The following is a 22,225-nucleotide window of genomic DNA, read 5'->3' as shown; positions in this document are numbered from 1 at the left end:
TGTTGTTGATTTCCGTTTCGGGGCACTCGCTTTTTCCTTGCAGGAGTCTCGCATCCTTCCACTTCAATCAACTCTGCTAAAATCAACACTGTACTTTAACACAGCCAAATGAAAAGAAAAGAGTCATCCTCAGGTGAGAATGACTCTTTATATAGAATTACTTGTTTAGGTTTGACTTTGCAACAGTTGCTAATTCAGCAAATGCTTTTTCGTCGTTTACAGCAAGATCAGCTAACATTTTACGGTTAACTTCAATTCCTGCTTCCTTTAAACCATGCATTAAACGGCTGTAAGAAAGACCGTTAATACGAGCTGCCGCGTTGATACGTGTAATCCATAATTTACGGAAGTCACGCTTCTTTTGACGACGGTCACGGAATGCATAGTTGAAAGACTTCATTACTTGTTGCTTTGCTACTTTAAATAATGTATGTTTTGAACCATAATAACCTTTTGCTAACTTTAAAACGCGTTTACGACGCTGACGAGTTACTGTACCACCTTTAACTCTTGGCATTGTGTTCCCTCCTATATATCAATCCATTATATTTCAATTCATGTTAAAACGTTTGCTAGGAATTATGCTCTGGCACTAATGCCTATGAGTGTTATCCTAATTTGAATTACTTGCTTCCAATCATGAAGCGGATGCGCTTGTAATCTCCACTGCTTACTAATGCAGCTTTACGAAGCTTACGCTTTTGCTTTTGAGACTTGTTAGAGAATAAGTGACTTGTGTAAGCGTGTGAACGCTTAAGCTTACCAGATCCAGTTTTCTTAAAACGCTTAGCTGAACCTCTATGAGTTTTCATTTTAGGCATAGGGAGTTCCTCCTCAACTTTTAATTATCGTTTTTTGGTGCTAATGGTGCTAGAACTAAAAACATGCTTCGACCATCCATTTTTGGATGCGATTCAATCGTACTAACATCCTTACATGCTTCTGAAAAGCGGTCAAGTACGCGTTGGCCAATTCCTTTATGAGTAATAGCACGACCTTTAAAACGAATAGATGCTTTAACCTTGTCACCTTTTTCAAGGAACTTGATCGCATTTTTCAATTTTGTGTTAAAGTCATGCTCGTCAATTGTAGGACTAAGACGAACTTCCTTGATGTTAATAATCTTTTGATTCTTACGTGCTTCTTTTTCTTTCTTTTGTTGCTCAAACTTGAACTTACCGTAGTCCATGATTCGACATACAGGTGGTTTCGCTGTTGGCGCAACCATTACTAAGTCAAGATTTACATTCTGTGCAATCTCAAGTGCTTCCTGACGGGATTTGATACCTAATTGGTCACCATTTGCTCCAATCAAACGTACTTCACGTGCACGAATGCCCTCGTTAACCATCATGTCTTGTTTACTAATAATAAGCCACCTCCGATAATAGTCAATAAAAAAAGTGTGGGTGTTTTTCGAACACCCACACTAAACGAAATGTATATATTATACATTAACTCTTTTCGTCGAAACCTGTTAACTACAAGATTGTGTCGTTCAGGTGAGAAGCGGGTGCTCCTTCTTAAATGAAAGCTTATTTAATTACCTTAACAAATTTACCATGCCCAAATGAAACTGTCAAGCTATTTACTTTTTTATTTCTCCTAGCACGGAAGAAAGAAAGTCTGAGAAAGGAACTGTCTCTGATTGCTGGCTTCCATATTTCCGAACATTAACTGCATGTTCTTGAATTTCATTGTCCCCTACTACTAACATATACGGGATCTTCTGAATCTGTGCCTCACGAATCTTATAGCCGATTTTTTCATCACGGGAATCTAACTCCACTCGTACGCCTTCTGCCTGTAATTCCTCTTGAATCTTCTTCGCATAGTCAAGATGTGCTGAAGGAGAAACTGGGATCACTTGTACTTGAACTGGAGCCAACCAAGTTGGGAATGCACCCTTATATTCTTCAATTAAGAAGGCAACAAAACGTTCCATTGTTGAAACAACACCACGGTGAATAACAACCGGACGATGTTGCTTACCATCTTCTCCAACATAAGTTAGGTCAAAACGTTCTGGTAGTAAGAAGTCAAGCTGGACAGTTGATAAAGTCTCATCCTTACCAAGTGCTGTACGAACCTGAACATCTAATTTAGGACCGTAGAACGCTGCTTCTCCTTCTGCCTCATAATAATCAAGCTCAAGGTCATCCATTGCTTCTTTAAGCATGCTTTGCGCTTTTTCCCACATCGCATCATCATCAAAATACTTTTCCTTATCTTCTGGATCGCGGTAAGACAGACGGAAGGAGTAGTTTTCAAATCCAAAGTCCTTGTAAACTGCCTCAATAAGGCGAACTACTCGGATAAACTCTTCCTTAATCTGATCAGGGCGAACGAAGATATGCGCATCATTTAGCGTCATCCCACGAACACGCTGTAATCCAGTTAATGCTCCTGACATTTCATAACGATGCATCAAACCTAGCTCTGCAATACGAATAGGTAGCTCACGGTAGCTGTGAATATCGTTTTTATACACCATCATATGGTGAGGACAGTTCATCGGACGTAGTACTAGGTCCTCGTTATCCATTGACATAACAGGGAACATTCCGTCTTGATAGTGCTCCCAGTGACCGGAAGTTTTGTAAAGCTCCACGCTTCCTAGTGCAGGAGTATAAACATGCTCATACCCTAAGCGTAATTCCTTATCTACAATATAACGCTCAATAATACGGCGAATTGTTGCTCCTTTTGGAAGCCATAACGGGAATCCTTGCCCTACTTTTTGTGAATTTGTAAATAGGTCTAATTCTTTACCTAATTTACGGTGATCTCTTTCTTTCGCTTCTTCTAGTAAGCGTAAGTGCTCTGCCAGCTGTTCTTTCTTAAAGAAAGCTGTTCCATAAATACGTTGAAGCATTTTATTTTTGCTATCTCCACGCCAGTAAGCACCTGCGACACTTAACAGCTTAAACTCTTTAATTTTCCCAGTTGCCGGTAAATGTACCCCACGACAAAGGTCAAAGAACTCACCTTGCTCATAAATTGATACTGCCTCACCAGTTGGAATTGCTTCTAATAATTCTAGCTTTAACTGATCATCTAGCTTCTCATACATCGCTTGTGCTTCTTCGCGTGATACTTCTTTACGAACGATGTCTAAGTTTTCATTTGAGATTTTCTGCATTTCTTTTTCAATCTGAGCTAAATCATCATGAGTGATTGGCTGATCCATATCAATATCATAGTAGAAGCCACTTTCAATAACTGGACCAATTCCTAACTTTACGTTTGCATCTGGATATAAACGTTTTACTGCTTGTGCTAATAAGTGAGCTGTACTGTGACGTAAGATTTCCAATGCTTCTTCAGAGTCCTGTGTCACAATCGCAATACTTCCGTCTTGTTCAATTGGACTACGTAAATCGATTAATTTTCCATCTATCTTTCCTGCAATTGCTTTTTTCTTTAGACCCGGACTGATCGATGCCGCGATATCTTCTGTTGTCGTGCCTTTCTTAAACTCCTTAACCGCTCCGTCTGGAAATGTAATGTGTAGCACTTCTGACATCCTTGTTCACTCCTTCAAAATTTTAATTTTTATATAAACTCACTCGTTCGGTGACGAGTAAGTTTTATACGCTTGTCTAGTAAGGTTTTTTGGTAAATAAAGTCATTTCGTTGATAAAACCTTTAGTTTCGTTGATAAATATAGATTTTTGGTGATATAACAAAAGATTTCGTTGATAAACAAGAAATTTCGTTGATAAACAGTTACTGTTCGTTGATAAAACTACCAATCGCATCAGTTTTTGCCAATTCTAAGTAACAATTAGCACTTTTTTCTAGGGAGATTCGTAATAGAACCAAATCCTGCCCGATTACCGACCAAAACACATTTTAGAAAACAAAAAAACCCGTCCCTATACGAAAAGGGACGAGTATTAGTCGTGGTTCCACCCTTCTTTCCAAAATAAAATAACCTATTTTGGCTTAGAAGCTTCATAACGGTTTGGGCCGTTAGTACATAATGAGATAAAAATCTGTTCTGTACTAAAGTTTAGAGGTGGTAAATTAATTTCTCGTGTTAGGAAGGTTTCAGCCGAGCCTTCCCTCTCTGGGAACCGTAAAAATAATTCATATCCTCATCATTACTGATCTGCATATTAGAATTCATTGATTATGTAGTGTATTATATGCAGAAATAAATTAGAAATCAAGAAGTAATTAAATTTTTTATAAAAAATAGGATGATAACCTAATGTTGTTGTTCAATAAAGCGTTCGTATGGAAGTATTTTCACTCGTTCTTGAAAAATATTAAGAACCATTTGGATGATTCCATGATCAACATCCCTTACATACATATAGATGGTTTGAGGACATAGAAGCAATAATGGGGCAATAAGTTCTTGATCTACCTCGAAGCCCTTTATTGAAATAACATCCTCTTCCATTTTTTGTACATGGTACGTAAATGGTTGTAAATCCTCGTCATAAAATAAAAATCTATCATTCTCGTAAACTACATGAACCTGATGGAAGGTTCCGTGTTTTTGAGAAGCGATATACTTTCTCAAGCTTTCAATAAAATCCTGATAATCCTGTTCTAGCTTATATTCATCAATAGCAACCTCTATGTAATCAAGTAAGCGATTATAGTAATCTTTTAATCTAAATTTCAAGAAGGCTTCAAATGAAAAATAGATATGATGAGACAAGAACATCGTCAATGCTTGAGTCAATATCTCCTCTCTCCTGTAGCCTTCTCTAAGCTGCGGATGAAGATTTGCCTCGTCCTCACTTACTAATGAATAGAACATTTGGATGACCTGCTGCTGCTCAGCCTCATCAATGAAAAAGAAAATAGTCGATAATAAATGGCGGATATACTCAGGTTCTTTTACTTTTATAATAAATTTTGTTAACGCTGGTACTATGTAGGTCTGAATGATATATTCTTCATTCCGATTCATCTTTATGTAAAGGGTATCATTTTGTTCAGTCATCACTTCAAGATCAGGACAAGCAGTTCCCGCTAGTGATAATAAAAGCTCCTTAACGTGATTTAAATCGGATGCTTTTGTGAATGTTATATGCATATTGGTTGTCCCCCCATTTCGGCACCTGTTTCTATTTATATGAGGGGGAATTCAAAAAATGATACTTAGTGTAAAGAAAAGGAAACTCATCCATTAAATCGTCTAAAGGAACGCAAAAAAGAGCCTGAACTGGCTCTTTTACGCTCGGCGATTTTCATCGATTAATTCAATTTCACTTGCTAGAAATTTGATTCGCTCTAAAATCCTTTGTGCTTTAATTCCTTCTTCTTCACCCTTTTGCGAGTAAGTATAGTGACGAAGCAATTCCTTCATACTTAAATTGGAGGAGAAAAAAGTAGGTAATCTCTCTAACATCCTGTGTTGCAAGATCGGGCCTAGAATTTCATCCCGCATCCAACTTGTCATGGACTCAGCCCCAATGTCATCAAGCATTAATACAGGTGTTTTTTTAGCAGCCTCAAGTTTTGAATTAAAGAGTTGATCATTTCCCATGACTCCCTTAATTTCTCTTATATATTCAGGGAAATAAAGAATCATGGATTCGGTATTTTTTATGGAGGCTAATTCATTAGCAATCGCACAAAGTATAAACGTCTTACCAACACCAAAACCACCACTAATGTATAAGCCTTTCACTCGTTGGTTTTGATCATAGCTTTCAATAAACTCCCAAACCAACTGCTTAATTCTAAAACGGTTTTCATCGTCCTCATATATATCATGGATTGAAGCCTGTAGTAATTCAGATGGAATATAAACAGATTTAATTTTATTTTGTTTTTCTTTTTGCTGATCATGTCGCTCTTTACTTGGACACTTTGAATATTCAATTTCAATGGACTGCTTGTCCTTTAAATAAAGCTGTGGATGATAACCTTTTATCATATTTTGACACTCGCCTAAACTAGGACAATCCTGACATTCCTTACTAGCAGTGCTATATTCATAAAGCTTCATCATCCCTTGATCAAAAATTTTACGGTTTAAAAAGGGACGGTTTTTATCTAAAAAATCCTTTACATACGGATCCTGCAAAATAGCATCCTTAAAGCGCTCGTATTCTGACTCAAATCTCCCCTTGTTAAAAGAGTTAAGAGTATCTTTAATTGACTTCATTTATTCTCCCCCCTTTACTTAGGTGTTTCTCGGTTTTTAAACTTTTGTATTCTCTCATTTAGCTTTTTACGCTCTAGCTCTAGGTCTGTTTGATTAGAGGTTTCCTTCTTACGCTTTTCTACATAATCCGGATCTGTCATCCAATCTGGTAAAATTTCCTTCCTAATTGGTTTACGTAAACCAGAGCCTGGATTTTGCTTAACCTTTTGTTCCTTTTCTTTATATTGTGCTACATCCTTCTCAAATTCAGTAATTTGATCTAATGCCTCTTTAACGGTCTTAATCTTCTGTCTTGCCCAGTTACTCGCGGTATTTTCCATATATTTCTTATTCAGGTTCATCTTCTTTTTATTGACCACATAATCAAGTAAAACATTGACAACTCCTGGCTCGATTTGTTGATTAACCATAATACTTTCCACAATAGAAAGGTCTGAACTTGTTGGAAGTGCACCTCCAGCTAACTCAATGAGGTAATCTTTAGGGGAGGTTGTTTCAAAATGTCTAATTCTTTTTTCTTCCTCAGTACGGGGCTCAAGATATCTCATGACCTGATGCTTTAATGGCTGGATTTTTTCGGACAGTTTCGGCATTCTTCCAAAATTTTCAATTTCATAGAAAATTTTGGCCTTTTCAGAGAGTAGATCCAAATCCAACTCATCCTCGTCACCAAATGTTGCATCCATAACGACCTTTTGCATATCTATTGGTGATAAACCATAGACGTATGCTAACAGCTTTACTCGCTTTAAAACATCATCAGTAATCAAACTTCGCGGAACAAAATTCTCAGACAACCCATATATAAATAATTCAACATCAAAATTAATATTCCCTATTCTAATATCACCATCTGCTTCTCGGTTCACAAATGACTCGAGCTGCTCGAGAGGTTGTTCAGTATCTTGCTCATTCGTATGATATACATCAGAGAATGCTTGTGAGATTTCTTTAAATTCCGATACATTTACATCTTTTGTCATAAATAGAGATTTTAATTTATTATAACGATGTTCACCGACTTCTCTTTTTAGTAGTATTCCATAAGGGAAATCAGAACCAAAGAACATATCCGGTGATAGCGGCGATCTAAGATCATATATAAAATTCTTAATTTCGGGTGTTTCCTGAACATAGGTTTTTAATAACCCAATACCTTCTAGCTTTTTCCTTGCCATCAAAATTTCATCAAGGTTGATTCGCAGAGATTCCATTAATTGTTTATGAGTTGACGGAGAACCCCAATATTTATAAGCCTCAAGCTCCCCCCATAACAGCATATATAAAGAGAAGCTATAAGGACCTATTAAGGGCTGATACAACAAGGTAAGAACTCTACGATCAAACTCATGTAAGGCAGTATCTGTTTTGACTAAATATTGATCCTTAGGTAATACTTCTTTCCAAGAATGCATAATCGATCCTCTTTCTATTATTAATTTAAACCTATCCATTATGTGCATGCTCGTAAGAAAAAAAGAGCTCATAGCAATGAAGTGCCTAAGCTCAGGTGGTTAATTTCTTGTTTTTAAAAGATCTTTTAATTCATCTATAAATACATTTATATCTTTAAACTGTCTATACACCGATGCGAATCGTACATAGGCAACATCATCAATTTTTGCTAATCGATCCATAACCATTTCTCCAACCATATCGCTCTTCACTTCAGAAGTTCCTTGATTCCTAAGTTCAACTTCAACCTCATGAGTGATGTCCTCCAGACGCTGTAATGGGACAGGACGCTTCTCACACGCTTTAATAAGCCCACGGAGAATTTTTTCACGACTAAATTCCTCACGTGTTCCCTCCTTTTTCACAACGATGAGCGGCATCTCCTCTACCTTTTCAAAAGTCGTAAAACGGTACTGGCATTCTTCACATTCTCGACGTCGTCTTATTGATTTACCATCGTCAACGGGTCTAGAATCAAGTACTCTTGTTCCATTGTTCTGACAGCTTGGACACTTCATGATATCAACTCCAAAAGCTTCTTTGTGTAAATCATAATTAGTAGTTATAGCGTTCCTCTATTACCTTAATCTTATATAAAACGACAGCTTTAGACAAGTACCAATGATATTTTCTATCCTTAACTGTTACCCATTCGGTTTAACTTTTGATCAACTTGTTGATATAACTGAATAGCTATATTTCGGCTATAACCCAGGTTAATTAATCCCTCATAAGAAACTGAAAAATCAACAGCTGTTTCTATAGGTCGAACAGAGATAACGGAAATAACAACAAAAGCCTTTTTAGGAGAAGTGATTTCAACACTCATCTCACCGTGATCAGTTGAAACCGAAGTAACCTTATGTCCAGGTAATTCTCTTATTAACTCTTCAATCGTTGTAAGAGCATTGGCTTTTGACGTTTTATAGTAATGCGTTTTTAACATCGGATCTACATGATGATCCTTTGTTTCACAATGTTTAGAAAAAAATTGCTTAATTTTTTGGAAGCTCATTTAATCCACCTCTTTTTTTATGTATGTTTTTTTCTAGTAAAAAAAGAGGTGCTATATCACACCTCTTTTACGTTCGAATTAACTTATAGTGCTTTAACTTTTGCTTGTTTTACTTGAACAGGGCCCATTCCCCTTGGAATTTCGATGTTCTCACGTGTTTGAGCTCCAAGTGCTTCAGCAATGAAGTCAGCTGCAATGTTAGGATCTAGATGACCACAAGTATATACATCAATACTTGCATAGCCATGTTCTGGGAAACTATGAATTGTTAGATGTGATTCAGAGATGATTACAACTCCACTCACACCTTGAGGAGCAAACTTGTGGAAAGCCACCTCGCGAATTTCAGCTCCAGACTTTAAAGCTGCATTAACAAATGTTTCTTCAATATAATTCATGTCGTTCAATTTTTCAAAATCGCAACCCCATAGTTCGGAAATTACGTGTCTACCCATTGTATCCATATTCTTACTTCCCCCTTTAAAAATTTTAGGTGTACATGAATTCTTTCGCATATGGTATGCCCTCACTACCACGGGGGAAAGTTAGTCCTAAGAGGTCCTAACCCTTTAAGTAGCCACATTACCGAAGCAATTTTCAAGAAGTTCACGAAACATAGTATACTTTGTTTAAATCATTTTTGCAACCTATGAATTACTATTTTTTTCATCTCGTGAATGTGGCCAGTTACATCCCTTTACTCTAACCACCCCCTCTAAGCATTATTCATAGGCTCCCAAGCGCTTGTCCAATTTTTTTTGAAAGTAGGCTTTTTTCGCATTGATTCTGTGAACAAAGGTAATCTTCTACCGATCACTTGCTTGTTGGAGGAAAGAAAAAAACACCTGTTACCCAGGTGTTTTGAAACTCTAACATGCTGATACTTCTTTTAACCTCTGCAGCTTAGTAGCCACAAGTGTTGTTAACTCAACTACCCTTGTTGAGTAACCCCATTCATTATCATACCATGCTAACACCTTAACTTTTCTATTCCCCATGACCATGGTAGATAAACCATCTACTATGGCTGAATGTGGATTTGTATTAAAGTCGATTGATACAAGTGGTTCCATGGTTACATCAAGTATGCCTCTAAGTGAACCTTTTGAAGCGGTTACAAATGCTTCATTAATTTCCTCAACGGTAACGTCACGTTTTAAATCAACTACTAAGTCAACTAAAGAAACGTTTGGAGTAGGAACGCGGAGAGCCATTCCATGTAATTTGCCTTGTAAGCTTGGTAATACCTTCGCTAAAGCTTTTGCCGCACCCGTGGTAGTAGGAATAATGGATTGACCACAAGCTCTTGCACGTCGTAAGTCTTTATGAGGATTATCTATATTTTTTTGATCGTTAGTATAGGAGTGAACAGTTGTCATTAAACCGTTATCAATTCCAAATTGCTCATCTAGAACTTTTGCAACAGGAGCTAAACAGTTTGTCGTACAAGAAGCATTCGATATGACGAATTGGTTTTCAAGATCGAGCTCATCATCATTTACGCCCATTACAATCGTTTTATCCTCTTCCTTACCAGGCGCAGTTAAAATGACACGCTTTGCTCCAGCTTCCACATGAAGCATTGCTTTCTCTTTAGAATTAAATTTACCAGTCGCTTCTATTACAATATCAATATTTAATTCCTTCCAAGGAAGCTCTAATGGATCTCTCGAGCTTAACAGCTTGATCGTTTTTCCGTTTACAATTAAGGCGCCTTCTACCGCAATAATATCTCCATTAAAAATCCCATGGATTGTATCATACTTTATTAAATGTGCTAAAGTTTCTGCAGGGTAGCTTGCGTTAATGGCAACAATATCTAATTTGTCCTCTTGGATTGCCTGTCTGAATACCATTCTTCCAATACGGCCAAACCCATTGATTGCTATTCTTCCTCTCATGTCTGTTTCTCCTCCATATATGTTATACTTTTTATTATTTATCTTACAATTAGTATAACATAAAGGTGTTGTAATTGTGATTATAATTTTTATTCTTTATGAAAATAATTATTCTGCTTATTAATGAGTTATACTAGTGTTCGATTATTGCATAAAAAAATCTCTAGTACCTCGTAACCTTATAGATATTTTTATAATAAAAATGATTCTGTTAAACGTTGTACTTTAACATAGCCAAAAAATAGAAAAAACTTGCCAAAAATGACAAGTTTAGATTACATTCCATTGCTTCAATATATGCTCAAGTTGAGCCTTCGTCTCTTCAAGCGAACCATTATTATCGATAACCTGATCCGCCAATTCCCTTTTCTCTTGAAGAGGCATTTGAGATTGAATTCTTGCTCTTGCCTCTTGCTCCGTAAAATGGTTTCTTTCGATTAATCTTTTCAATTGAGTTGGGTAATCAACAATCACAACCATCGTCTTTTCAACCATATGGGTGAGCTTGCTCTCAAATAACAGAGGGATATCTAAAATAACGGCAGGAGCTCCAGAATTTAGATAGTCCTCCTTTTGATTAAGCATTGTTTGTCTTACGGCAGGATGAACAATACGATTTAGTGTTTTTCGTTGATCTTCATTATTGAAGATTATTGAGCCTAATTTAATCCGGTCAATACTGCCATCCTCTTGGAGAACCTCCTCACCAAAGGCAGTAACAATTTGGTGATAAGCTGGTTCTCCCTTTTCCACAACCTCCCGTGAAATCACATCAGCATCCACAATAGGTAGGCCATATTCTCTTATCATATTTGCTACTGTACTTTTGCCACTAGCAATTCCACCTGTTAAACCTATTACTAATCCCATAATACCTCCAACTACAATTTCCAAATCCCAATCACAATAAGTAAAAGGCCAGGTAAAAACGAAAAATTTTGGGCCCATGTATGGTGAGAAAGTAATTGTCCGCTTTTAATTCCAATATATAAAAAAACTGAACTCATCGTTGCAACAGCAGCTGCCATCACAAATGGAGAATACCCGAGTAGTGCAGCACCAATTCCGGCACCAAATGCATCAAGAGATAGAGCAGCTCCTAATAATAAAGCTTCAATACCGGTAATCGTACCTGATCGATCTATATCTGCTTCCATTGGTTTACGTAAGATTTGAATAACAATACCTAGAGATTTAATTTCAAGTTTAACGAGAAGTTTACGTCCCATCTCTTCTGGCTGATCCTTTACTGGTCTAAAAAATTGATAAAGGACCCATCCACCAATAATAACTAAAATAATTCCACCAATTCTCTCAGCCCATTCAACAGATAATATGGAAGCAATAATACTACCTGCTCCCATCGCAAGCATTAATGTTAAGGCTGAACAAAAAGCAATAATAATAATTGAACGTAAGGGAATCTGCATTTTACGAAAACCGTAAGTTAAGCCGACACTAAAGCTATCTAAGCTAACCGCAAACGCCAGCAGTATGAGTGATAGATATTGTAACATGATGAAGCTCCTTCCATATTTGGCTATGATAGTATATGGAAAGAGCCCATCCAGTGTTAAAAAACTATGACTTGAGCTTTTGACATTTTGGACATATATGAGTGCCGCGTCCTCCGACAACAAGCTTTTGTATTTCCGAATTGCAAGTTTTACAAGGTTCTCCTTTTCTTCCATACACATATAACTCAAGCTGGAACATCCCAATTTCCCCTTGTGTATTCACATACGACCGAATCGTGCTTCCACCCTTATTGACTGCTTCCTGCAAAGTATCAACTATCTCTTTATGAAGCCTTGTTAGCTCTCTAGGTGTTAGTGAATTTGCAGCACGCTCTGGGTGAATGCCCGCTCGGTGAAGTGCTTCATCCACATAAATATTCCCTAAGCCCACGACTAGTTCTTGATCTAACAGAGCCACTTTAATCTTCCTATTTGTCTTTTTTAACCGTTCCTTTAAAAGCTTAACAGTAAACTCAGAAGAAAAAGGCTCTGGTCCCAATTTTGCAAGTGGTTCTCCAATCAGCTCGTCTCCCGCTTTAAATAAATGCATGGTCCCAAACTTTCGGACATCTTTATACCGAAGCTGCGTGTCATCTGTGAAGGTAAATAACACATGCGTATGCTTGTCATATGGCTCTTTTGCCTCATATAAACCATATCGCCCCTCCATTCTTAAATGAGAGACTAATACATAATCATCTAAAAGAAATTTAATAAACTTTCCTCTACGTTGGACATCATGAATGGTTTGTCCAATAAGCGCATCCACAAATTGCTCAACCTGTTCTGGTTGCTTAATCATCTTAGGCCAAAATACTTCAACCTGCTTGATTGTCTTACCTTCAACAAGCTTTAATAAAGTACGTCGGACCGTTTCAACCTCTGGTAATTCAGGCATACTTTCACTTCCTTTGTACCGTCTGTCAATTTATTTTGCATCATACCAAGTAGGTCCATAAGCAAAATCAACCTTTAAAGGAACCTTAAGTTCAAGAGCATGTTCCATTACCCTTGGTACAAGCTCTTTTAATTTCTCAATTTCGTCCTCTGGAGCTTCTACAATTAGTTCATCGTGTACTTGAAGAAGTAGTCTTGCTCTTAAACCTTCCTCCTTCAATGCTTCAGCTAAATCAATCATGGCCTTCTTAATGATATCTGCTGCACTTCCTTGAATAGGTGTATTCATCGCTGTTCGTTCAGCGAAGCTTCGTAAATTAAAGTTTCTACTTGTGATATCAGGAATATAACGTCGTCTTTGCATTAATGTAGTAACATATCCTGTCTGTTTAGCTTCATGAACGATGTCAGTCATATATTGTTGTACACCTGGAAAGCTTTCTAAGTACTTCTCAATAAAGACTCCAGCTTCTTTTCTTGTAATTCCAAGACTTTGTGATAATCCGTAGTCACTAATTCCATAGACAATTCCAAAGTTTACCGCCTTTGCCTGCCTTCTCATATCAGAGGTGACATCCTCTGCTTTTACATTAAAGACATCCATTGCGGTCTTTGTATGAATATCCATATCATTTCGGAAGGCATCAATTAATTTTTCATCCCCTGCGATATCGGCAAGTACCCTTAATTCAATTTGCGAATAATCCGCCGCAAACATAATCCATCCCTCTTCTGATGGAACAAAAGCTTGTCTAATTTTCCGACCTTCTTCTAAGCGAATCGGAATATTTTGAAGGTTCGGGTCTGTTGAGCTTAATCTTCCTGTTTGAGTTAGAGCTTGATTGAATCGTGTATGTATCTTTTTCGTTTCCTTATTAACTACCTTTAGTAATCCTTCTAAGTAGGTGGAATTCAATTTCCCTAGCTGGCGATAGGTTAGAATCGCTGGGATAATGTCATGCTCACCTTCTAATTTTTCTAGCACATCCGCTGAGGTGGAGTAACCCGTTTTGGTTTTCTTAACAGCCGTCAAGTTAAGTTTTTCAAATAATATAACTCCAAGCTGCTTTGGAGAATTAATGTTAAAGGCTTCACCCGCGAGTTTATGAATCTCCTTTTCAAGATCCTCTAATCGCTTGGAAAGCTCTTCTTGCATTTCCTTAAGTCGCTCTTGATCAACCATTACTCCTGTAAATTCCATTTCAGCTAAAATAAACGCTAACGGTAACTCCAGCTCTTTATATAATTCAAGCTGTTGATTATCTTCTAGTTCCTTCTCAAACTTTCCGCGAAGTTGTTGTAGAGCCATTGCTTTTCTGACGAGATGCTCACTAAGTTGTTCCTCAGCCGGCACACCACGCTTTGCTCCTTTTCCATAAACAGCTTCATCGGTTAAAACATCGTAATAGCCTTTATTCCTTGCAATTGCTGCAAGATCATCCGTGGAATCAGATGAGTTTAGGATGTAAGACGCAATTAGCAAATCAAAATCTACACCCTGTAAATCAATCCCTCTACATTTAAGCGCAACTATTGCTTTTTTTGCATCATAAACGGTCTTCTTTACTTGTTCATCATTTAACCATTCTTTAAAATCAGCAGACTCCAACGCCACTTTAGTCGGAATATAATATTGCCCATTTTCATTAACAATGGCGAACCCTTGAATATCAGCCTGGTGATAATGATCGTCCATTACCTCAACAAGGAGTGCCGCTTCTTTCGTTAGTAAGTCTTTATAAACAGTTTCTACCTTTTCAAAACTAAGTTCCTGTAGTTCGACCTCTTCCACAGAGTCGGTAACGTTCATCTTATCTAACAACGACTGGAATTTGAGTTCCTTGAAAAGAGAAACAACCGCTTGTTGGTCATACCCTTCGTATGTTAAATCATCTACGCTAACGCTAATAGGGGCCTCACGATGGATTGTCGCTAGCTCCTTACTCATAAAGGCACTTTCTTTATGTTCCTCAAGCTTTTCCTTTAGTTTCTTCCCACTTACTTCTTCAAGATGCTCATATAGTTTTTCAATCGTTTCATATTCCTTAAGAAGCTTTATAGCTGTTTTTTCACCTACACCTGGAACTCCCGGAATATTATCAGAGGTATCACCCATTAATCCCTTCATATCGGTTACCTGAACAGAAGAAATCCCCAACTTTTCATGTAAAAACTCTGGTGTATAAGAGTCCACCTCTGTGATCCCTTTACGAGTAATGTCAACAGTTGTCTTTTCAGAGACTAATTGAAGTAGATCCTTGTCACCTGTAATTACTTTTATTTGAGCATCACTATTTTCTGCCAACTTCGATAATGTACCGATAATATCATCTGCTTCATAGTTCTCAAGCTCATAACGTTTAACCTGATAAGCATCAAGCAATTCACGAATAAACGGCATTTGTTCTGAAAGCTCAGGTGGTGTTTTCTGTCTTCCACCTTTATACTCTTTAAACGTTGAGTGACGGAAGGTCGTTTTCCCCGCATCAAAAGCGACAAGTATATGAGTCGGCTTTTCCTCTTCTAAGATTCTCATTAAAATCATCGTGAACCCATAAACTGCATTCGTATGTACACCTTTATCGTTGCTTAATAACGGTAAAGCAAAAAACGCTCGATAAGCTAAACTATTTCCATCTATTAAGACTATTTTATTTCCCATTGCTAGTCCCCCTTTTTTAGCTGTGTTTAGTAGATATAAAAAAGAATAATTTTAATCATCCAAACAAGTACGGATTTTCTCTTATTTTATCATGAGATGAAAACGAAAGGAAAATCTAGAAAACAAAAAAGAGACGAGAACGAATCTGTTCTCGTCTTTCCAACTTTGGATGAAGGGGTCTTCTATCTAATAATAGAAGACTTTTATTAAGAGAAAATATAGCTATTGTAAAGCAATTGTAAAATTTTGTTTTTTCTACAATTCTCTCTTAAATTTGACAGTGAAAACTGACCCTTCGCCTTGCTTACTCCAAACATTTATGGATCCATGATGTGCTTCGACTAAATGCTTCACGATCGCAAGTCCTAGCCCTGTCCCCCCAGAATTACGGGTCCTAGCTTTATCCACTCTGTAAAAGCGCTCAAATATTCTTGGTAGTTCCTCTTCCGTGATCCCAATTCCGGTATCTGCAACCTTTACATGAGTACTGTTTTTATGTTCTTTAATCGTCACTGCTACCTTCCCGTCAGCAGGAGTATAAGCAATCGCGTTACTAATTAAATTAATGAAGATTTGCTTTAATCGATAAAGGTCTCCTCTTACGAAAACAGGATGATTAATATCCAATTCAAGTTCTATCTGTTTATCCTCAGCTTTAGCTCTAAGCATTACGATGATTTCTTCAAGAACCTCTGTAATATTCACATTCTGCCAGCTAATAGAAAAGCCCGCTTGCTCCATCTTAGATAAATCTAGTAGATCTTGGACTAAGCTTTGTAATCGATCACTTTCTTTTAGAATAATCGTTAAAAAGCTTTCTAGTAATTTTTCATCCTTCATCGCACCATCTAACAATGTTTCCGAAAAGCCTTTTATAGAGGTGACCGGTGTTTTAAGCTCGTGAGATACATTAACAACAAAGTCTTTTCTCATTTGCTCTAGTCTTTTAATCTCTGATATATCATGGAATACAAGAACAATCCCTTTCCATTCATCATTTGTTCCAATAATAGGTGCTCCGTAGACCTCAAAGTGCTTTTTCTCATGAGGCAAGGTCAAAAGCATTTGTTTCCGTACCTTTACCTCGGTCATAAATATCTCTTCCACTAAAGAAACAATTTCCTTATGCGTAATAGCCTCGTAGTAAAGGCTATATAAATAATCGACTGGATCGACATCAAAAATTTCTTTATAGGAGCGGTTGATTAGATTGATATAGCCTCTTCCATCTATAAGAATCAAGCCACTTCCCATATTTTCGATCAAAGTGCTAAGACGATCCTGCTGCATCTCCTGCGCTTGAACCATGTCCTGAAGATTGCGAGCGAGAATATTAATAGATTGACTTAGCATCCCTGTTTCATCTAAATTGTCTTCAAACGTTCTTGCCTTATAGTTACCCCTCGCAAGCTCAGTTGCAACCTTGGTAGCGGCTTCTATTGGTTTAATATAGTGCTTGGTAATCCTAATTCCAATGATAAAAATAACAATAAATGCCAAACCTAAACTACTGATCAAGAGTCCCCATATTTGTTGATTCAGCTTTTTCATTGAATCAACAGGTACACTTAATAATAGAAATCCTTCATTAAAGGTAGAATCACGTAAAGGAACAACATAGTAAAATTGTTCCTTTTGTTCATTAATTTGATAAAAAGCCTCACCCTTTTCAGAATTACTATTGATCACTCGATCAAAAGTTTGTTTTGTTTCTTCCGAGATTAAGTTTGGCTCTCGCTCAGAATCTAATATGATTTCACCATTGGTTCGTAAAACGGTGATTCTTGTTTCGAGAGCATCCCCGATTGCTTTTACTTGCTCTCGTGATGTATGATTTTCAATTCCATTTTCCTCGAAAAGCATTGCAACCAAATTTGCTTCCTTCTCAAGTCTTTGGATAAATGTATTGGTATAAAAACTTTTAAAAATCTGACCTAGTATGATTCCTAGTCCTAATAATACGACTAGCACTAAGCTTATAAAGCCAAAGATTAATCTTGACCTAAATTTATTCATCTAGCTTGGGCTCCTCAAGCTTATATCCCATACCACGAATGGTTTTAATATAGACAGGTTTCTTCGTATCCCTTTCAATCTTTTCACGAAGGTGGCTAATATGAACATCAACAATTCTAGTATCACCGGCAAAGTCATAGTTCCACACAGCACTAAGTAGCTGGTCTCTCGTCAATACACGCCCTTTATGCTTAGCTAAATAGACAAGTAACTCAAATTCCTTTGGAGTTAATTCCAATTGATTGCCACTAAAATAAGCTTCATAACGATCAGGATAGATAACAAGCTCTGATATCGTCATCTTTTCATCATTAGCCTGTCCAACCGGCTCTTGTTCAGCAAGTGCTTGACTCCTTCTTAAGATCGCCTTTACTCTAGCAACAACTTCTCTTGGGCTAAAAGGCTTTGTCATATAGTCATCAGCACCAAGCTCAAGGCCTAGAACCTTATCGAATTCATCATCCTTTGCTGTTAACATGAGGATTGGTAACATCACTCTTTCTTGACGCAGCTGTTTACATACTTCAATCCCATCCATTTTAGGCAGCATTAAATCAAGAACCATTAAATCTGGCTGCTCATTCATGGCCATATTTTTACCTGTCTCTCCATCCATGGCTGTAATTACGTCAAAGCCAGCCTGTTGTAAATTGTATTGCAGTAACGTAACAATAGATTGTTCATCATCAACTACAAGTACTTTTTTGTTCATAGCTCACTCAACCCTTTTCCTTTATTCCCCTTCAACCATGTATGTATCTCTCTCTTGTATATCTATCTCTACTTTCATATTACTATGAAAGAAGTGTAACCACAAAGTTTTTTGTCATTAACGAGAACCATAAAAAAAGTAGATGTCCAATTTACTCAGTCATCTACTTTTTACTCAACTCTATTTGTTCCAAATGAGTGCGTATTATTCTAAATGTCTCGTGCAATTTAATTGCTTGCATGTCCACTTATTTTCTTCCTTGTTAATAATTGAATAAGAAGTATTATGTAACCGCACTAATACTGAATCGTGGATTAATTCCCTCAATAGTTTATACAAAAATGCTCCATGACTTACTAGGAGGATCCGACCTCCATTATGTCGTTCCACCATATCTTGTATAAATAACTGACCTCTATCAATAATCGATTCATCCTTTTCAATTCCTAAGTCCTGTTTTCTCCAATTGGTACCCCACTCGGAAACTCGTTCCTCTTCAGTGGTCCCTTCAATTAATCCACCAGCCACTTCACGTAATCTTGAATCTATTCTTAATGGAATCCTTAGTTCTTTCTGAATCAAAGCTGCAGTTTGTTCTGCCCTAACCAAATCACTTGAATAAATATAATCCCACCCTTCTCCCTTAAGTCGATTGGCGAGCAATTGAGCCCCTTTTAATCCTTCTTCATTTAACGGAATATCTGCACTTCCTTGTGCTCTTCCTTCCTGATTCCACTGTGTTTGTCCGTGTCTAATAATTCCTATCTTGACCATACTCTCACTCCCCTAGTTACATGACATATTCAATTTTAAAGTTTGTATGATTTCGAACAACCTTTAGAAAAAAACCAAACGAAAAGACTTAGCAGGTGCCAAGTCAGAGATATACAAGCATTCTATTAAAAATTTTCTAGGGCAGAGCCAGTAAAAGATTCAACAAGTAGTGGCGGAGATATAATAAGCTTACCGTTTAATACAATCTCTTGATCTTCATCTACAGCTTCTATATACATTTCCACTTCATTTTCTTTTGCATTTATTGAAGTAATTTCAAACAGAAACTTGATAGTTGCATAATGATAAGCAGGTTTTATAAATCTAATCTGTTGTTCAACGATGGTACTACCTGGCCCTGGTAAGTATTTTGAAACGGCAGCTGTCACAATACCAGTTAACATAATTGGTGGAACAATTGGCTTCTTAAATGGTGTCTGGGATGCGTAATCATGTTGAATATATAATGGGTTGGAATCATTGGTTAAACCTAAATATAGAAGGATATCCTTGTCTTCAATCTTTTCAGTTAGAGTGAGTTTTTCACCAATACTCATCTCTCCAATTTTTCTTCCTGGCTTTCTTTTTTTCCCTAATAACATAAAGTCCCCTCCTGACCTATCTTTATTTTATGCAGATCTATATTTAATCATGAAACCGTTTACATCTTTAGTTGAGAAAAAAAGGGGAAATCCCCTTAATGGTAGGCTCTTTTCTCAATCTGTAGTAAAATATCTAGCTTCTGAATACTTACAAAACAATGATCAATTAGAAGAACTGCCTATAATATTTTCATTACACTCTTAACTGTTTCAACAGATTTTGCTAAAGCTTGCTTCTCTTCAGCTAATAAGTCAAGCTCAATAATTCTCTCTAATCCATCTCCACCAATGATGGTCGGAACTCCTAGATAGAGGTCAGAGAATCCATATTCTCCTTCTAAGTAAGCAATCGTTGGAAGAATACGCTTTTGATCCTTAAGAATGGCTTCAATCATTTCTACTAAAGATGCAGCAGGTGCATAGTATGCACTTCCATTACCAAGTAGGTTAACAATCTCTCCGCCGCCCTTTCGAGTACGTTCAACAATCGCATCTAAACGGTCTTTCGGAATTAACGTTTCTAAAGGAATACCTCCAGCATATGAATAACGAACAAGTGGAACCATGTCATCACCATGCCCACCTAGTACGAACCCAGTTACATCCTTCACAGAAAGCTTTAGCTCCTGCGCTACGAATGTGCGGAAACGCGCGGTATCAAGGACACCTGATTGACCGATTACACGATTTTTTGGGAAACCTGATTCTTTAAATACGGTATAAGTCATCGCATCAACCGGATTAGTTAACACGATAATGATACTTTCAGGAGAGTACTTTACAATTTCTTGCGTAACGCTCTTCATGATCTTTGCATTTGTACTAACTAAATCATCACGACTCATACCTGGCTTACGTGCAATACCTGCAGTAATAACGACGATATCAGAATCTGCTGTATCAGCATAATCTGACGTACCTGTAATACTTGCATCAAACCCTTGAACTGGACTAGCTTCTAGCATATCTAGAGCCTTACCTTTCGTAGGGTTTTCAAGGTTAGGAATATCTACTAAGACAACATCTCCAAGCTCTTTTTGTGCTACCATCAAAGCTGTTGTTGCTCCAGTAAATCCTGCACCAATTACAGATATCTTTCTACGTTTAATTCCAGCCATTTAAAAAATCCTCCCTCGGTTTCTTTTCATATGCAAGAATGCTACCCCATACAGAGGTAGCAATTCCTTTTATTATGCCATGTTTTCAATTAAAGCATTACCGAATTCAGAACATTTTACTTCAGTAGCACCATCCATTAAACGAGCAAAATCATATGTTACAACCTTAGAAGCAATCGTCTTTTCTACAGAATCCATTACAAGCTTAGCAGCTTCGTTCCAGCCAAGGTGTTCTAACATAAGTACACCAGATAATAGAACTGAAGATGGATTTACTTTATCTAATCCAGCATACTTTGGAGCAGTACCATGTGTTGCTTCAAAGATTGCGTGACCAGTTTCATAGTTAATGTTTGCTCCTGGAGCAATTCCGATTCCACCAACCTGTGCTGCTAGAGCATCAGAAATGTAATCTCCATTTAAATTCATTGTAGCAACAACATCAAACTCACTTGGACGAGTTAAGATTTGTTGTAAGAAGATATCAGCAATAGAATCCTTGATAATGATCTTTCCAGCAGCTTCTGCATCAGCTTGCGCTTTGTTTGCTGCATCTTTACCTTGAGCTTCTACAAGACGGTCGTATTCTGCCCATGTAAATACTTTATCACCAAATTCTTGCTCAGCTAATTCGTAACCCCAGTTCTTAAATGCACCTTCAGTAAATTTCATGATGTTTCCTTTATGAACTAGTGTTACTGACTTACGGCCTTCAGTAATTGCATAGTTGATTGCTGCACGAACAAGACGCTTTGTTCCTTCTTCAGATACTGGCTTAATCCCAATTCCAGATGTTTCAGGGAAACGGATTTTGTTCACGCCAAGCTCAGTCTGAAGGAAGTTAATTAACTTTTGTACTTCTTCTGAACCCATTTTATATTCAATACCTGCATAGATATCTTCAGTGTTTTCACGGAAAACAACCATATCAGTTTCTTCAGGACGCTTAACAGGTGAAGGAACACCATTGAAATAACGAACTGGGCGTAAGCAAGTAAATAGATCTAACTCTTGACGTAGAGCTACGTTTAGAGAACGGAATCCTCCACCAATTGGTGTTGTTAGAGGCCCTTTAATTGCAATTATGTATTCACGAATTACATCTAATGTTTCATCAGGTAGCCATGAACCAGTTTGGTTGAATGCTTTTTCACCAGCTAAAACTTCTTTCCAAACGATTGATTTTTCTCCATTATAAGCTTTTTCAACAGCTGCATCTAATACTCTAGACGCTGCAGCCCAAATGTCAGGACCAATTCCATCGCCTTCAATGAAAGGAATAACTGGATTATTAGGTACGTTAAGTTGTCCATTAGTTACGGTAATTTTTTGTCCTTGTGTCATGATATTACCCCCGTTTTGAAATATTGTGAGGCTAGAGAGCTTAGCTCCCCAACCTCTTGTTTACTTAAGATTAATCTAA

The 22,225-nt window shown here is 37.3% G+C and carries 21 protein-coding genes and 2 other annotated features; all 21 genes read right to left on the bottom strand.

The window, feature by feature from the left end:
- Positions 1 to 157: 157 nt before the first annotated feature.
- A complete protein-coding gene (gene rplT, locus M1D60_RS04785; protein WP_163179282.1) occupies positions 158 to 517 on the bottom strand; it encodes a 50S ribosomal protein L20 in 360 nt (119 codons plus the stop codon).
- A gap of 106 nt (positions 518 to 623) precedes the next feature.
- Entirely contained in the window at positions 624 to 821 is a 198-nt protein-coding gene (rpmI, locus tag M1D60_RS04780; RefSeq protein WP_149218201.1) for a 50S ribosomal protein L35, read from the bottom strand.
- 20 nt (positions 822 to 841) lie between these two features.
- Positions 842 to 1,372 (bottom strand): translation initiation factor IF-3, encoded by a 531-nt coding sequence (infC, locus tag M1D60_RS04775; protein WP_456279349.1) that lies wholly within the window; start codon positions 1,370 to 1,372, stop codon positions 842 to 844.
- Between the two features lie 19 nt (positions 1,373 to 1,391).
- Positions 1,392 to 1,531, bottom strand: a sequence feature (ribosomal protein L20 leader region).
- A gap of 57 nt (positions 1,532 to 1,588) precedes the next feature.
- Complete coding sequence (thrS, locus tag M1D60_RS04770) at positions 1,589 to 3,526, bottom strand: threonine--tRNA ligase (RefSeq protein ID WP_456278049.1); 1,938 nt, start codon at positions 3,524 to 3,526, stop codon at positions 1,589 to 1,591.
- A gap of 359 nt (positions 3,527 to 3,885) precedes the next feature.
- Positions 3,886 to 4,116: a binding site (T-box leader), on the bottom strand.
- Between the two features lie 97 nt (positions 4,117 to 4,213).
- On the bottom strand, positions 4,214 to 5,056 hold the full coding sequence (locus M1D60_RS04765; protein WP_456278048.1) for a putative sporulation protein YtxC: 843 nt from the start codon (positions 5,054 to 5,056) through the stop codon (positions 4,214 to 4,216).
- Between the two features lie 138 nt (positions 5,057 to 5,194).
- Entirely contained in the window at positions 5,195 to 6,133 is a 939-nt protein-coding gene (dnaI, locus tag M1D60_RS04760) for a primosomal protein DnaI (protein ID WP_456278047.1), read from the bottom strand.
- Positions 6,134 to 6,147: 14 nt separating this feature from the next.
- The gene (locus M1D60_RS04755) at positions 6,148 to 7,548 is read right to left on the bottom strand and encodes a replication initiation and membrane attachment family protein (protein WP_456278046.1); all 1,401 of its coding nucleotides are present in this window, start codon (positions 7,546 to 7,548) and stop codon (positions 6,148 to 6,150) included.
- 99 nt (positions 7,549 to 7,647) lie between these two features.
- Entirely contained in the window at positions 7,648 to 8,106 is a 459-nt protein-coding gene (gene nrdR / locus M1D60_RS04750; protein WP_456278045.1) for a transcriptional regulator NrdR, read from the bottom strand.
- A gap of 119 nt (positions 8,107 to 8,225) precedes the next feature.
- The gene (locus M1D60_RS04745; protein WP_456278044.1) at positions 8,226 to 8,603 is read right to left on the bottom strand and encodes a cytosolic protein; all 378 of its coding nucleotides are present in this window, start codon (positions 8,601 to 8,603) and stop codon (positions 8,226 to 8,228) included.
- Between the two features lie 83 nt (positions 8,604 to 8,686).
- Positions 8,687 to 9,067 carry an adenosylmethionine decarboxylase gene (gene speD / locus M1D60_RS04740; protein WP_456278043.1) on the bottom strand — a complete coding sequence of 127 codons (381 nt, stop codon included), beginning with the start codon at positions 9,065 to 9,067 and terminating at the stop codon, positions 8,687 to 8,689.
- Positions 9,068 to 9,472: 405 nt separating this feature from the next.
- The gene (locus tag M1D60_RS04735) at positions 9,473 to 10,504 is read right to left on the bottom strand and encodes a glyceraldehyde-3-phosphate dehydrogenase (RefSeq protein WP_456278042.1); all 1,032 of its coding nucleotides are present in this window, start codon (positions 10,502 to 10,504) and stop codon (positions 9,473 to 9,475) included.
- Between the two features lie 270 nt (positions 10,505 to 10,774).
- Complete coding sequence (gene coaE, locus M1D60_RS04730) at positions 10,775 to 11,374, bottom strand: dephospho-CoA kinase (protein WP_456278041.1); 600 nt, start codon at positions 11,372 to 11,374, stop codon at positions 10,775 to 10,777.
- An 11-nt stretch (positions 11,375 to 11,385) separates the two neighbouring features.
- Entirely contained in the window at positions 11,386 to 12,021 is a 636-nt protein-coding gene (gene ytaF, locus M1D60_RS04725; protein ID WP_456278040.1) for a sporulation membrane protein YtaF, read from the bottom strand.
- Positions 12,022 to 12,085: 64 nt separating this feature from the next.
- Positions 12,086 to 12,919 (bottom strand): DNA-formamidopyrimidine glycosylase, encoded by an 834-nt coding sequence (gene mutM, locus M1D60_RS04720; protein WP_456278039.1) that lies wholly within the window; start codon positions 12,917 to 12,919, stop codon positions 12,086 to 12,088.
- Positions 12,920 to 12,949: 30 nt separating this feature from the next.
- A complete protein-coding gene (gene polA / locus M1D60_RS04715; RefSeq protein ID WP_456278038.1) occupies positions 12,950 to 15,580 on the bottom strand; it encodes a DNA polymerase I in 2,631 nt (876 codons plus the stop codon).
- 255 nt (positions 15,581 to 15,835) lie between these two features.
- On the bottom strand, positions 15,836 to 17,596 hold the full coding sequence (gene pnpS, locus M1D60_RS04710; protein WP_456278037.1) for a two-component system histidine kinase PnpS: 1,761 nt from the start codon (positions 17,594 to 17,596) through the stop codon (positions 15,836 to 15,838).
- Positions 17,589 to 18,308 (bottom strand): winged helix-turn-helix domain-containing protein, encoded by a 720-nt coding sequence (locus M1D60_RS04705; protein WP_456278036.1) that lies wholly within the window; start codon positions 18,306 to 18,308, stop codon positions 17,589 to 17,591. The genes pnpS and M1D60_RS04705 overlap by 8 nt, the downstream gene beginning before the upstream one ends.
- Before the next feature lie 204 nt (positions 18,309 to 18,512).
- Complete coding sequence (locus tag M1D60_RS04700; protein ID WP_456278035.1) at positions 18,513 to 19,082, bottom strand: histidine phosphatase family protein; 570 nt, start codon at positions 19,080 to 19,082, stop codon at positions 18,513 to 18,515.
- A gap of 125 nt (positions 19,083 to 19,207) precedes the next feature.
- A complete protein-coding gene (locus M1D60_RS04695; RefSeq protein WP_456278034.1) occupies positions 19,208 to 19,684 on the bottom strand; it encodes a MaoC family dehydratase in 477 nt (158 codons plus the stop codon).
- Between the two features lie 179 nt (positions 19,685 to 19,863).
- On the bottom strand, positions 19,864 to 20,802 hold the full coding sequence (gene mdh, locus M1D60_RS04690; protein WP_456278033.1) for a malate dehydrogenase: 939 nt from the start codon (positions 20,800 to 20,802) through the stop codon (positions 19,864 to 19,866).
- A 72-nt stretch (positions 20,803 to 20,874) separates the two neighbouring features.
- Complete coding sequence (gene icd / locus M1D60_RS04685; RefSeq protein ID WP_456278032.1) at positions 20,875 to 22,146, bottom strand: NADP-dependent isocitrate dehydrogenase; 1,272 nt, start codon at positions 22,144 to 22,146, stop codon at positions 20,875 to 20,877.
- Positions 22,147 to 22,225 lie beyond the last annotated feature (79 nt).

This window comes from Bacillus sp. AK128 (assembly GCF_053903075.1).
The sequence above is the reverse complement of the archived record's forward strand: the minus strand, read 5'-3'. Positions and strand labels throughout refer to the sequence as shown.

Bases quoted from the DNA above. Each gene is read 5' to 3' on its own strand.
- rplT (WP_163179282.1), bottom strand. From the start codon at position 517: ATGCCAAGAGTTAAAGGTGGTACAGTAACTCGTCAGCGTCGTAAACGC.
- rpmI (WP_149218201.1), bottom strand. From the start codon at position 821: ATGCCTAAAATGAAAACTCATAGAGGTTCAGCTAAGCGTTTTAAGAAA.
- thrS (WP_456278049.1), bottom strand. From the start codon at position 3,526: ATGTCAGAAGTGCTACACATTACATTTCCAGACGGAGCGGTTAAGGAG.
- M1D60_RS04765 (WP_456278048.1), bottom strand. From the start codon at position 5,056: ATGCATATAACATTCACAAAAGCATCCGATTTAAATCACGTTAAGGAG.
- dnaI (WP_456278047.1), bottom strand. From the start codon at position 6,133: ATGAAGTCAATTAAAGATACTCTTAACTCTTTTAACAAGGGGAGATTT.
- M1D60_RS04755 (WP_456278046.1), bottom strand. From the start codon at position 7,548: ATGCATTCTTGGAAAGAAGTATTACCTAAGGATCAATATTTAGTCAAA.
- nrdR (WP_456278045.1), bottom strand. From the start codon at position 8,106: ATGAAGTGTCCAAGCTGTCAGAACAATGGAACAAGAGTACTTGATTCT.
- M1D60_RS04745 (WP_456278044.1), bottom strand. From the start codon at position 8,603: ATGAGCTTCCAAAAAATTAAGCAATTTTTTTCTAAACATTGTGAAACA.
- speD (WP_456278043.1), bottom strand. From the start codon at position 9,067: ATGGATACAATGGGTAGACACGTAATTTCCGAACTATGGGGTTGCGAT.
- M1D60_RS04735 (WP_456278042.1), bottom strand. From the start codon at position 10,504: ATGAGAGGAAGAATAGCAATCAATGGGTTTGGCCGTATTGGAAGAATG.
- coaE (WP_456278041.1), bottom strand. From the start codon at position 11,374: ATGGGATTAGTAATAGGTTTAACAGGTGGAATTGCTAGTGGCAAAAGT.
- ytaF (WP_456278040.1), bottom strand. From the start codon at position 12,021: ATGTTACAATATCTATCACTCATACTGCTGGCGTTTGCGGTTAGCTTA.
- mutM (WP_456278039.1), bottom strand. From the start codon at position 12,919: ATGCCTGAATTACCAGAGGTTGAAACGGTCCGACGTACTTTATTAAAG.
- polA (WP_456278038.1), bottom strand. From the start codon at position 15,580: ATGGGAAATAAAATAGTCTTAATAGATGGAAATAGTTTAGCTTATCGA.
- pnpS (WP_456278037.1), bottom strand. From the start codon at position 17,596: ATGAATAAATTTAGGTCAAGATTAATCTTTGGCTTTATAAGCTTAGTG.
- M1D60_RS04705 (WP_456278036.1), bottom strand. From the start codon at position 18,308: ATGAACAAAAAAGTACTTGTAGTTGATGATGAACAATCTATTGTTACG.
- M1D60_RS04700 (WP_456278035.1), bottom strand. From the start codon at position 19,082: ATGGTCAAGATAGGAATTATTAGACACGGACAAACACAGTGGAATCAG.
- M1D60_RS04695 (WP_456278034.1), bottom strand. From the start codon at position 19,684: ATGTTATTAGGGAAAAAAAGAAAGCCAGGAAGAAAAATTGGAGAGATG.
- mdh (WP_456278033.1), bottom strand. From the start codon at position 20,802: ATGGCTGGAATTAAACGTAGAAAGATATCTGTAATTGGTGCAGGATTT.
- icd (WP_456278032.1), bottom strand. From the start codon at position 22,146: ATGACACAAGGACAAAAAATTACCGTAACTAATGGACAACTTAACGTA.